The sequence below is a fragment of the Maledivibacter halophilus genome (assembly GCF_900167445.1).
GTDB lineage: Bacteria > Bacillota > Clostridia > Peptostreptococcales > Caminicellaceae > Maledivibacter > Maledivibacter halophilus.
Map to the genome: position 1 here is coordinate 220,832 of NZ_FUZT01000004.1, position 12,008 is coordinate 232,839.

13 protein-coding genes, 1 tRNA gene and 1 other RNA gene are annotated in these 12,008 nt (G+C 29.4%); all 15 read left to right on the plus strand.

The features are described from left to right. The first annotated feature begins 17 nt into the window (after positions 1 to 17). The 15 genes from B5X81_RS09180 (at position 18) to B5X81_RS09245 (ending at position 11,909) form a co-directional block, all read left to right on the plus strand. Positions 18 to 1,124: a DUF4349 domain-containing protein gene (locus tag B5X81_RS09180; protein WP_079491481.1), complete on the plus strand. Its 1,107-nt coding sequence runs from the start codon at positions 18 to 20 to the stop codon at positions 1,122 to 1,124. Between the two features lie 138 nt (positions 1,125 to 1,262). Further along, positions 1,263 to 2,018, plus strand: coding sequence for an SIMPL domain-containing protein (locus B5X81_RS09185; protein WP_079491150.1), 756 nt, complete (start codon positions 1,263 to 1,265; stop codon positions 2,016 to 2,018). A 378-nt stretch (positions 2,019 to 2,396) separates the two neighbouring features. Next, on the plus strand, positions 2,397 to 5,075 hold the full coding sequence (polA, locus tag B5X81_RS09190; RefSeq protein WP_079491151.1) for a DNA polymerase I: 2,679 nt from the start codon (positions 2,397 to 2,399) through the stop codon (positions 5,073 to 5,075). A 12-nt stretch (positions 5,076 to 5,087) separates the two neighbouring features. Next, complete coding sequence (gene coaE / locus B5X81_RS09195) at positions 5,088 to 5,678, plus strand: dephospho-CoA kinase (RefSeq protein ID WP_079491153.1); 591 nt, start codon at positions 5,088 to 5,090, stop codon at positions 5,676 to 5,678. 44 nt (positions 5,679 to 5,722) lie between these two features. Continuing rightward, on the plus strand, positions 5,723 to 6,292 hold the full coding sequence (locus B5X81_RS09200) for a lytic transglycosylase domain-containing protein (RefSeq protein WP_079491155.1): 570 nt from the start codon (positions 5,723 to 5,725) through the stop codon (positions 6,290 to 6,292). 68 nt (positions 6,293 to 6,360) lie between these two features. Next, the gene (locus B5X81_RS09205) at positions 6,361 to 7,422 is read left to right on the plus strand and encodes a nicotinate phosphoribosyltransferase (RefSeq protein WP_244282044.1); all 1,062 of its coding nucleotides are present in this window, start codon (positions 6,361 to 6,363) and stop codon (positions 7,420 to 7,422) included. Positions 7,423 to 7,609: 187 nt separating this feature from the next. Then, a tRNA-Leu gene (locus B5X81_RS09210) sits at positions 7,610 to 7,695 on the plus strand. A 5-nt stretch (positions 7,696 to 7,700) separates the two neighbouring features. Then, a non-coding RNA gene (gene ssrS / locus B5X81_RS09215) (6S RNA) lies at positions 7,701 to 7,895 on the plus strand. Between the two features lie 186 nt (positions 7,896 to 8,081). After that, entirely contained in the window at positions 8,082 to 8,216 is a 135-nt protein-coding gene (locus tag B5X81_RS28395) for a hypothetical protein (protein WP_280175260.1), read from the plus strand. Between the two features lie 193 nt (positions 8,217 to 8,409). Continuing rightward, positions 8,410 to 9,330 (plus strand): SPOR domain-containing protein, encoded by a 921-nt coding sequence (locus B5X81_RS09220; protein ID WP_079491158.1) that lies wholly within the window; start codon positions 8,410 to 8,412, stop codon positions 9,328 to 9,330. Between the two features lie 28 nt (positions 9,331 to 9,358). Further along, positions 9,359 to 9,715, plus strand: coding sequence for a hypothetical protein (locus B5X81_RS09225; protein WP_079491159.1), 357 nt, complete (start codon positions 9,359 to 9,361; stop codon positions 9,713 to 9,715). 4 nt (positions 9,716 to 9,719) lie between these two features. After that, positions 9,720 to 10,157 (plus strand): ATP-binding protein, encoded by a 438-nt coding sequence (locus B5X81_RS09230; protein WP_079491161.1) that lies wholly within the window; start codon positions 9,720 to 9,722, stop codon positions 10,155 to 10,157. A gap of 42 nt (positions 10,158 to 10,199) precedes the next feature. Beyond that, positions 10,200 to 10,535, plus strand: a complete 336-nt coding sequence (locus B5X81_RS09235; protein WP_079491162.1) for a DRTGG domain-containing protein — start codon at positions 10,200 to 10,202, stop codon at positions 10,533 to 10,535. Next, positions 10,536 to 11,252 carry a PHP domain-containing protein gene (locus tag B5X81_RS09240; RefSeq protein WP_079491164.1) on the plus strand — a complete coding sequence of 239 codons (717 nt, stop codon included), beginning with the start codon at positions 10,536 to 10,538 and terminating at the stop codon, positions 11,250 to 11,252. A gap of 120 nt (positions 11,253 to 11,372) precedes the next feature. After that, entirely contained in the window at positions 11,373 to 11,909 is a 537-nt protein-coding gene (locus tag B5X81_RS09245) for an ATP-binding protein (protein WP_079491165.1), read from the plus strand. Positions 11,910 to 12,008: the final 99 nt, after the last annotated feature.

The window sequence follows — 12,008 nt, forward strand, 5'->3', positions numbered from 1 at the left end:
ATGAGAGGAGGGATAATATGAGATGTGATAAGGTTAAAGAAATATTATCACTTTATATAGATAATCAGCTAGATGATGGAGAAAATAAAGAAATTGAGAACCATATCAAAATGTGTGAAGAATGTAATAGAGAGTACGAAGATTTATTATTCATAAAAAAATTATTATCCGAAACGCCTCAAGCCCAATTGCCTGAAGGATTTAAAGCTGATCTTCATGATAAATTAGTGAAATGTAAAGAATTAGAAAAAGCAGAATTAATAAATTCTAGACAAACAGATAAAGACAAATTTAAAACCAAAAGAAAGATTAATTGGAGAATCTTATCTGGTATTGCAGCTGGAATTTTTATTATGGTTGTTTCTGTATCTTCTATATTAAATAATAATTTTATGATGGATAAATCAGCTGAAACCGAACAAGCAGCACCTAAGGAAGCTATGCCGTTTAGTATATCCCAGCATGAAGCAGGGAGTCCAGCTGAAGAAAAAATGGAAGAATCTATGGAAGAATCTAAGGAATACAACATGGCGAGGGGAAATAGTAAAGATATAAAATTAACAGCTGAAAACAGAAGTATAGCTCCTATGAAAGAAAAACAAGAAGATATTAAAGATCTTGAAGATAAAAAGATAATAGTAAATGGACATATACATCTTGAAACCAAAGAATATGCTCTAAGTTATGAAAAAATTGTAAATATCACCACTGACAATAAAGGTTTTATCCAAAGTTCAAGCACATCATATAAAGAGCCTGTAAAAAAACATTCTGAAAAATCACTAAAAACAGGTAATATTATAATAAGGATTCCTAAAGATAAATTTAATAGTATTTTTAACGAAATTATCACTATGGATGCTATTATTGATGAAAAGCAAAATATTAATGATATTACAGATGAGTATATAAAAGCTGTTGCTGAAAAGGAAAATTTGAACTTGGAAGAAAACAAGCTTAAAGATGAAGTGAATAAAAAAGAAGATGCTGAACAAATATCAAATGTTAAAAGAAAGCTAACCAAAGTTTTAGAAGCAAAGGATGAATTATCAAAGGAGATCACTAGATTAAATGATATTACTGATTTAGCAACAATAAAAATTTATATAGATGAAGTAGATTAATAATTATGATAGATGAGATAATTATATAATTTTTTCAGAAAAAAAATAAGCAGAGGGGGTTAAAAATCAAAGATTTAATTAAGAATTTAGGTGTATGTAGATATTTATAAAAACAATAATATTGGAGGTTGAAAAGCTATGAAAAAAATAATATATTTAATGATCATTCCCATATTAATTGCTGGATTATTTGCAGTAGATGCCATGGATATTTTTAGTGGAAAAGCACAAGCAAATAATAGCTCTTTGACAGAAGGCAACATTGTAACAGTTAATGGATTAGGGACAGTAAAGGTTAAGCCTGATATAGCATATATAAATGTAGGTGTAGAGGTATTTAATACAGATGCAAAAAAAGCACAGGATGATAATGCAAAATTAATGGATAAAATAATTATTGCTGTAAAGGAAAATGGAATAAAGGATGAAGATATTAAGACAACAAGATATACCATATATAAAACTAGTAAAAATGAGCCATCTTTTTCTAAAGAAAAAGAAAAAAGAATAGAAGGCTATATTTCTACTAATTCAGTCGAAATAACTATCAGAGATATAGATAAAGTAGGAAAAATTATTGATATAGCAGGAAAAGAAGGAGCAAATAGAATAAGTAATATAAGGTTTGGAATAAGCGATGAAGATAAATATTATAGTGATGCACTAAAGCTTGCAATGGAAAATGCCTCTGGAAAAGCTGAGGCCATATTAAGTACCTTTGGTGCAAAACCTGGGAAGCCCTATAGAATAAATGAAAATAGCTATGGAGGGCCCATTATTTACAGGAATAATAATTTAATGAAGACTCAAATGGCTGAAGAAGCCTATGAAACACCAGTAGAAGCTGGAGAGCTGGAAATAACTGCAACAGTAATGGTTGAATATAAATATTAAGATGATGTGGAAAAATATTTAATTGGGGAAATTGCATAACTCTAATTTGGCAAAATTGCATAATATATATGGTATAGCTTTGGAGATTTCAAAACTATATGTAGTAGATAGTTTTTGCTAAAGGTAATTATGCAATTTGCTCAATTGAGTAAATTGCTTTAGGTTAATAGTTACTTTTATAATAAATATGACCATAATAATCAGATTTATAAATTTGATTATTATGGTCATTGTTTGTATTATACAATAGTTTTTTATTTTATAAAGAGGATTTTAGAATAAAATTACGAATATTTAGGTGTATAAGAGTTAAAATGACTTCATAAAATCCAGTTTTATTGATAAAATATTAGTATTGAGTATTAAGGAGATGGTAATTTGAAGAAAAGGTTAATAATAATTGATGGAAATAGTCTTATTAATAGAGCTTTTTATGCTTTGCCTGATTTAACAACTAGGGAAGGTATACATACTAATGGTGTATTTGGTTTCATTAAAATGGTTAATAAAATACATGAGGATTACAAGCCTAATTATTTAAGTGTTGCATTTGACCTAAAGGCTCCTACTTTTAGACATATTCAGTATAAGGAGTATAAGGCTCAGAGAAAAAAAATGCCAGAGGAATTGGCACAGCAAATGCCAATTTTAAAGGAAATATTGGATGCCTATGGAATACATAGAACGGAGCTTGAGGGCTTTGAAGCTGATGATTTAATAGGAACTATTGCAAGGTTTTGTGAAGAAAGGGATTTTGAAGTAATAATAGTTACTGGGGATAGAGATGCCCTTCAGCTGGTATCTGACAATGTAAAGGTTATGATAACAAAGAGAGGTATCACAAATTTAGAGGTTTATGATAGAGATATGGTAAAGGAAAAGTATGGTGTTACTCCTGAGCAGATAATTGATTTTAAAGGACTAGTTGGAGATAAATCCGATAATATACCTGGAGTGCCTGGCGTAGGAGAAAAGACTGCTTCTAAACTACTAAATCAATTTAGTACTGTTGAAGAATTAATAAAAAATGTAGATAGTATTTCAAGTAAAAGCCATAGAAAAAAAATAGAAGAAAATATTGAAATTGCCCTTTTAAGTAAAAGACTTGCAACTATTAAGACAGATATACCCCTTGAAATAGATATTGAAGAGTTAAAAATAATACAGCCTGATAAGAAAAAGTTAATGGAACTATTTAAAAAATATGAGTTTAATAGTTTAGTTAAAACTTTAACCGATGAAGATGAGGGTATGGATAATGATGGGCTTCAAGATATAAAAAAGTTAAATGTAGAAATTATAAAAAAAGCCCAAAGACTTGATGAAATAATTAAGATGATAAAAAATAAGAAAAGCTTTGCTATTAAAATTTTTAAAGAAGAGAATAATATAATTACTGACAATATCATAGGGATTTCTATATCTGTAGATTTGGATAATAATTTCTATATTAATATAAAAGATAATGAAAAATTGTTAGATTCTTTAAAAGAGGTTTTTGAGAACAAAGAAATTAAAAAATTTGGACATGAGTTGAAGAAGGAAATAATTTCTCTACTCAGATATGATATTGTTCTTAGGGGAATAGAATTCGATAGTTTTATAGCTGCTTATTTACTAGAGCCTTCTCAAAATGATTATGACATATCAGATTTAGTGTTAAAATATTTAGAAGTCAAAATAAGCAGTAAGGAAGAGATTTTAGGTAAAGGTAAAAATGCTAAGAAATATAGTGATCTATCCCATGAGGATTTATCAATTTATGGGGGTAATACTTGTTATTCTGTGCTAAAGCTTAAAGAATTGCTTTATAAGGAACTTGAAAAAAATGAATTGATAGAATTGTTTGAAAAAATTGAAATGCCTCTTATTGAGGTTTTAGCAAGTCTTGAATATGAAGGGTTCAAAGTAGATAAAGAAGCACTTAAGGAATTAGATGAGGAACTTACAGTTAAAATAGAGGAGATAACAAATGAAATTTATCAGCTGTCAGGAGAAGAGTTTAATATAAACTCTCCTAAGCAATTGGGAGTTATACTATTTGATAAATTGGGTTTACCAGTGATTAAGAAGACAAAGACTGGCTATTCTACAAGCCATGATGTTTTAGAAAAACTATATAAGAGACATCCAATAATACCTCTTTTAATAGAATACAGACAGCTTGTGAAATTAAAGTCGACTTATATTGATGGGCTATTTAATTTAATTAATCCTATAACTGGTAAAATTCACTCTAGCTTTAATCAAACAGTTACAGTTACAGGTAGAATCAGTAGTACTGAACCTAATTTGCAGAATATACCTATAAGATTGGAAATAGGCAGAAGAATACGCAAGGTATTTGTACCTCATGATGATAACCATAGTTTAATAGATGCTGATTATTCTCAAATAGAATTAAGAGTTTTAGCCCATATGTCTAAGGATGAAAACCTAATTAAAGCATTTAAAGAGGATGATGACATACATACTATTACAGCTTCTCAAGTGTTCAATGTTCCCATAGATAAAGTAACTTCATTGGAGAGAGGAAGAGCAAAGGCAGTTAATTTTGGAATAGTTTATGGTATAAGCGACTTTGGTCTTGCAACAAATTTAAATATAACCAGAAAGGAAGCAAAAAAATATATAGATGAATATTTTAAAAAATATAAAGGTGTAAAAGAGTATATGGATAATGAAGTAGAAAAAGGTAAGGAATTTGGTTATGTTACTACAATTCTTAAAAGAAGAAGATATTTACCAGAGCTTAAATCAAGGAACTTCAATATAAGGTCCTTTGGAGAAAGAACAGCAATGAATACTCCTATCCAGGGAAGTGCAGCTGATATTATTAAGATAGCTATGGTTAAAGTTTTTAATGAGCTAAGAAATAGAAATCTTAAGTCAAAGTTGATTTTACAGGTACATGATGAATTGATTATAGATGCTTGTAATGACGAATTAGATGAAGTTAAAAAGCTATTAAAGAAAAATATGGAGAAAGCAATAGATATAGACGTTCCTTTAAAAGTTGACATGAATACAGGAGAAAATTGGTATAATACTAAATAAAGAGGAGAAATAATGAAGATAATTGGTTTAACTGGAGGAATAGCAACAGGAAAGAGTACTGTATCTAAGTGTTTGAGGCAGCTAGGTGGTACTGTTATCGATGCTGATATTGTTGCTAGAGAAATAGTCGAAAAGGGAGAACCGGCTTTAAAAGAGATAATAGACTTTTTTGGTAAGGAAGTTGTCGATAATAATGGAAATTTAAAAAGAAAAGAGTTGGGATCAATAGTTTTTAGTGATCCAGAAAAACTACAAGTTCTTAATAATATTACACATAGAAAAATAATTAAAAAAATAGAAGATAAAATTGAATACTATAGGCACCTCAATAATTTAAAGGCTATATTTATTGATGCGGCACTTTTAATTGAGATGAAGATGTATATTCTAACAGATGAAATATGGCTAGTTGATACAAATAGGGAAACACAATTAAAAAGATTAATGCTTCGAGATAATTTATCCGTTGAAAAAGCCATGGACAGGATAAAAGCTCAGATGTCTTTGGAGCAAAAGAGAAAATATGCTGATATAATTATTAATAATACAAAGGATTTTGATTATCTAAAAAAACAAGTAGAAGATCTATACAATAAGATATGATTTATAAGTGAGATATAGGATAATAGTTTTTCGGAGGTGCTTAATTGAGGGTTTTAGATTTAAGAAAATATAGAATTTTAATCATACTTATAGCTATTAGTGTAATATTGGGTATTTTTATATATACTTGTAAAAACGTTTTGAAGATTATATATCCATTTCACTATGAAGCCATTATAAAAAAGTATGCTAGCCAGTATGATTTAGATCCCTTTTTTGTGGCATCTATAATTAAAGCAGAGAGTAAATTTGACACAAATGCAGTTTCTCATAAGGGAGCAAAGGGTCTTATGCAAATAGCAAATATTACTGGTAATTGGGCGGCGGAGGAATTAAATATATCTGGATATCATGAAGAAATACTTTTTAATCCTGATATAAATATTAAAATAGGTTGTTGGTATCTCGATAAATTAAAAAAAGAGTTTAAGAATAATATTGGAAATGTTTTGGCGGCATATAATGCTGGTAGTGGAAATGTGAATAAATGGCTTTGTGATAAAAAATATAGTGATGATGGAAAGGAGCTTACAGAAATTCCCTTTGGGGAAACTAGAGACTATATTAAAAAAGTCAATAGAAATTTTAAAATATATAAATATCTATATGAATAAAGTGATTACAAAAAATTTGTTGAATAATTTGTCAAACTTAGATATAATTGTGTTAAATTTTGTTTTGAATGAGCCGTGAAAGGATTGATTTAATGAAACCAATGAAGAGCCTTGATGATGTAAATAGCATACATATAAATCAAGATAGGAAAATTCACTCTGCTACCCATGAAGAGATATTAAAGGGTGCAACTACAGATATTTATTTTTTGAGAACTCTTGATATATTAAAGGAAATGGATTTAGATAGTACAACGGTAACAGCTGAAATTTTTCCAAGAAAACATGGAGTCTTTGCTGGAATAGAAGAAGTTAAAAATATACTAAAAAATAAAGATATTGAAATGTGGACATTAGATGAAGGAGAAGAGTTTAGTCCTAAGGATACTGTCATAAGGATAAAGGGACCCTATAAAGAATTTGGAGCCTATGAAACAGTAATTTTAGGAGCATTGGCAAGTGCATGTGGATGGGCTACTGCTGCAAGGGAAATAAAAGAAGCCTGTGGAGAAAAAAGTTTTCTTTGCTTTGGAGCAAGACATGTCCATCCATCAGTGGCTCCAGTGATGGAGAGGGCAGCAGTAATTGGTGGAGCCAATGGAGCCAGTTGTATTTTAGCTGCAAAACTATTAGATATTCAACCTTCTGGTACATTACCCCATGCTGCAATGCTTATAGCAGGTGATACAAAAAAAATCGCAGAGGTCTATGATGAAGTAATGCCTGAAGATCATAAGAGAATTGTTTTAGTAGATACTTTTAAAGATGAAGTAGAAGAGAGTTTAAGAATTGCCAAAGCTTTAGGAAAAAATCTATATGGCATACGGGTTGATACACCAAGTGAAAGGGGAGGAGTTACTCCTAATTTAATCAAAGAATTGAGATATAAGTTGGATATGGCTGGATATAATTATGTTAAGATCTTTGTTTCAGGAGGATTAACACCGGATAGAATAAAGAAATTATCTGAGGTTGGTGCTGATTCATTTGGGGTTGGAAGCTATATTTCAGCAGCATCACCTATTGATATGACAATGGATATAAAAGAGGTAGAAGGCAAACCAGTTGCAAAACGGGGAAGATTACCCGGTTTAGTTGATAATCCAAAACTAAAGTATGTTCAGTTATAAAAAATTGAGAGCAATAGGCTCTCAATTTTTTATTTTAAATTTATTAAACCTCAAAGTTGTTTATCTTTATGAGCAATAAAACTTGTATCTTAGAACCTATAATGGGGTGTTCAGGTATATTTGACTATCTTGACAAAATCTAAAAAAAATTATATAATAATGTTCGTTACAAATGTAATTTTACTATGCGGATGTGGCGGAATCGGCAGACGCGCTATCTTGAGGGGGTAGTGAGCGACGCTCGTATGGGTTCAAATCCCATCATCCGCACCAGTTATAAATTTCTGAAATATTCGTATAGCTCATATTTTGAACCTACAGAATTTTAAAGGGAGCTCAATATTTAGATGTGGATATGAACCATTATGTGAGACCTATATATGGCAATGAAGGAGATAGAAGCATCTGTGCGGGCACCCACCTGTCGAGAGTGATAGGTGTCAAAAGATGAGTTACGGTATTTTGGATTATGGATCATAATTATATACACTATAGCTACCTTAATTTATTAGGTAGCTATTTTATATTTTTGAAGGGGATTTCAAATGACAAAATTTTTACAAAATTTTAACAATAAATAATTATAAAAACTATTGAGTTTTAATAAAAAAAGTTATATAATTAATACAGAATATTCAGAAAAAAGCGAGGTAATTTATATGCCATCAAAGAAGGAATTTTTACAACAACTAGAAGAACTAGAGGGTTACTATGACAAGTTGGATGAAGATAATAAAAATAAACTTGAAGAAGCCATACAAATGGTTGTGAGTAAATTTGAAAAAAGAATATAGTAGATAATAAAGCCATGGTTATTTATAATCGTGGCTTTATTATCTTATGTTTTAGACTAATCTATATAAAAATAATATGATATAATATATTTGATTGGTTTAATTGCATATATTTATATATGTAAATTTAGCAAGCAATATAATTTAAATTAAAGAAATGAAGCTTTATTGTTTATCTTAGGAGGGGGTACATATGAGACGAAATAGGACAAAAACCAGGAGTAAAAACAAGAAGGGTAGTTTAACAATTATTGTACTAATAGCTGCATTATTTATTGGTGCACCATTAATAGGATTTTTAGGTACCAAGTATATTTTGATTCCAAAGATTTTTAATGACAGGGAAAGTACCGCTAGTGGCAATGTAAGTCAAAATACTGAAAATACTACTGAAGAACTTAGGAAAAAAATTGAAAATAAAATTTCTGAATCTGATAATAAAAATAATGAAACTCAGCAAAGCAAAGAAGAGTTAAAAGAAGAACCGGTGGAAAAGAAGTTACACAATTTCGAAATACCAGCTTTGAGTATCTATAGTATTCAGGTTGGAAGTTTTGATAATAGGGAGCACGCACAAAAACAGGTTGAAAATTTAAATGAAAAAGGTTTAGGAGGATATATTGTTGATACAGATCGTTTTAGAGTTGTAACTATGTCTTTTACAGAAAGAAGCGATGCTGAAAAATTTAAAGAAGAAATTCAAAATCATTATTCTGATGCTTTCATTTCACCAAGAGAGCTATCAATTAGGTCAATTAATTATGGGGATGAGGGGAAAAAATATAGTGAAGTAGCAGGAAAAGGACTGGATGAACTTAAAAAATATTATGAAAATTTCTCTAAATTTTTAGCCAGTAAAGAGATTTCAAATTCTAATTCAAATGAGATAATACAATTTATAGACAGTGAAGTAAACAGACTTGAAAAAATAACAAACACGATATCTGAAGTTAGTCCTTCTGAGGAATTTGCAAATTTTAATAATAAAATCACCAATTTAGTAAATACATCAAAAGAAAAACTGATAAAAGTAAAAGAATCTAACATTTCAGATGAAAAGCAATTATTTGAAATATTTATGGAGAGTATTAATTCTTACGCTGATATTGTATAATTATGCCTATGAGGAGGTAAAGACATAAATGTTAATAAAAGATATAAAAGATTTACTTGAAGCAGAATTTTTGTCAGGGGAAGAGTTCTCTGACTGTGAAGTAATTGCAGCCTTTGGCTGCGATTTAATGAGTGATGTTTTGGCATTTGTTGAGGATAAAACCTTATTATTAACCGGTCTTACAAATCCTCAGGTAATAAGAACAGCTGAGATGTTAGATATAAATACTATTGTTTTTGTTAGAGGAAAGATTCCTCCGAAAGATGTAGTGGACATGGCAAGTGAAATGGAAATGATTCTACTTGCAACAAAGCATACAATGTATACTGCCTGTGGTATTTTGTACAATAATGGACTAAAGGGAATAAAAATTGGAGGCATATAGAAATATGAGTTTGAATGAAAAAGATACAAGTCTTAAACTTGAATATGAAGTTATAAAAGAAGATTTTAAAAGAGCGGGAGAAGCCTCTAGTGGTATAAAAAAAGTATTGAGACAATTGGGAATTGATTCAGGTATCATTAGAAAGGTTGCTATTGCAACATATGAGGCGGAAATCAATATTGTTATTCATTCAGAAGGTGGCAAAATAACTGTTTATATTAAACCTGATAGAATAGATATTACAGCAGAGGATAGAGGTCCTGGAATTGAAGACATAGATCAAGCTATGCAAATGGGTTTTTCTACTGCTTCTAATAAAGTGAGAGAGCTTGGTTTTGGTGCCGGGATGGGTCTTCCAAATATTAAAAGATCCTGTGATGAATTTAAAATTGAATCTAAGTTGGGTGTAGGTACTATTATTGAAATGATAATTTTATTATAATTTGTATTAGAATTTTAATTAATCAAAATAGGGAGGAGTTATATGTTTGTAAAAGATATCAAAGACAAATTTAATTTTAAGTTGTTAACTGGTGATACGGGGCTAGAAAAAGAAGTCAAAGGTCTATATTGTTCGGATTTGTTGAGTTGGGTTATGTCCCATGCAAAGGATGGTAATGCATGGATTACTGTTCAAACCCATATAAATATTGTTGCTATTGCTTCATTGCTAAATTTGTCCTGTATTATTGTACCTGAATCAATTGATGTTGAGGAAGATACAATTACAAAGGCTAATGAAGAAAATATAGCCATTTTTTCAACGGAACTTGATACTTTTAAAATCTTTGTAAAGTTTTATGAAGCTGGGATGAGATAAATGAAAATGTATTATGATTTACATATTCATACAGCCCTATCTCCCTGTGGAGATAGGGATATGTCACCTATGAATATAGTAAATATGGCTATCCTTAAAGGATTAGATATTATTGCTATAACAGATCACAACTCTGTAAAAAATTGCTTGCCGTGTATAGAAATGGCTAAAGATAAGGATATAATAATCATACCCGGTATGGAAATTCAAACAAAGGAAGAAGTTCATTTGCTTTGTCTTTTTAAAAATATAAGAGATGCATTAAAATTTGAGGATAATATACAGGACTATATGCCCAAAGAGTTAAACAATCCTGAATTTTTTGGAGAGCAGTTGATCTTTGACGAAAAGAATAATGTCGTAGATAAAGAAGAAAGATTATTAATAGTATCGGCAAATTTAAATATAAATCAAGTGTTTTCAATGGTGTCTTCATTGAATGGGGCGGTTATACCAGCTCATATAGATAAAAGAAATTTTAGTATTATATCTAATTTAGGATTTTTACCTCTTGACATAAATATAACAACTGTAGAGATTTCAAAAAATTGTAATAGAGAAGATTTTATCAACAGAAATAGGTATTTAGAGAAGTATAATATTATTATTAATTCGGATGCTCATTATTTAGGAGATATTTCAGAAGCTGAAAATTATATAGAGGTTCACACAAAAAACATAGATGAATTTTTTGAGCTTTTAAAAAATCATTTATAACTAGAAAAATAGCTAACTCCAATATGATATCAATTTTATAGAAAATAATGAAAACTTATTCATCTTTTCTATGAAATTGATATTAAGTTTATGTTGGTTATTTATAAAAGGGGAAAAAATATGAGAGAATTATCTATGCATATATTAGATATTGCACAAAATTCTATTGTTGCAGGTGCCTCAGAGATACAGATTATTATAGATGAAAACCTTAAAGAAGATACATTAACAATCAGTATAAAAGATAATGGTAAGGGTATGGATGAAGAAAAATTGATTAAGGTTACTAATCCCTTTTTTACAAGTCGAACCACAAGAAAGGTTGGGCTTGGAATACCAATGTTCAAAGCTTCTGCTGAAGGTTGTGAAGGAAGCTTTAGAATAGAATCTACAAAAGGTAAAGGAACTTATGTTGAAGCTATATTTAAACATAGTCATATTGATAGAGCACCACTTGGAAATATTGCAGATACTATGGTAGTATTGATTTCTTCAGATATAAATATTGATTTTATTTATAAACATATAAAAAATAATAAAGAATATGTAATAAATACTAAGGAAATAAAAGATATTTTAGGTGAAGTTTCTATAAATAATATAGATGTTTTACAGTGGATAAAGAATAATATAATTGATGGTCTTAATGATTTGTAATAAAAGTTTATATTTTATAGAATGTTAAAATATTATTCAAGATTGACAATGAAAATAATAAAGGTTACCATATTAAGGGACAATGTTTTTGGCTAATAT